Here is a 590-nt window from a genome sequence, read left to right as displayed (position 1 = left end):
ATTCTGCCGTTTCAAATATTTTGGATAAATCTCTAGGGCGTCCGATGTCAGTAAATGAATCTAATCCAAACATCTCAGCTGATGCAGCCGATACAAATGGTGCATGAGAAGCTGCTGCCACATGAGACAATTGCTCAAGCAGATACATATCGGAGTTTTGGCGAGTAAACTCAAAATCGCCAACGATTGCTGCATAGGGTTCGCCGCCAAAACTACCGAACTCTTCTTCATATATCTTTTTGAACAACGTGCTTTGATCAAAATCTATCGAAGATTGAAAGTCTTTGGTAAGCTCGCGCTTGGTGGTGTTCATCATGCGTATCTTAAGCATGGATTCTGATGGCGTTTGGCTACATAGATAATGTAGACCGCGCCAGCTAGACTCTAGCTTCTGAAACTCAGGAGCATGCATAACCGTAGTCAACTGCTTAGAGATCAGCGCATCAATCTGAGCAATACGCGCGTCAATTGATGCCGATAGATTATCTGATAATGTTACTGTGCCTTGCATAACTTCATTGGCCAGCTCTGCGATTTGCGACTTCGCGCGGTTCTTTTCATCATCGGACTTGGCAACGTTACTTTTATTG

1 protein-coding gene is annotated in these 590 nt (G+C 43.7%); it reads right to left on the bottom strand.

Annotated elements, in window-relative coordinates; all coding sequences use genetic code 11:
• The coding region (locus tag ACS8FD_RS22800) for a type VI secretion system contractile sheath domain-containing protein (RefSeq protein ID WP_439277533.1) at positions 1-590 on the bottom strand (590 nt) is incomplete at both ends.

Source organism: Psychrobacter sp. 1U2, from assembly GCF_051847575.1.
This window is presented reverse-complemented; position numbering and strand designations above follow the sequence as displayed.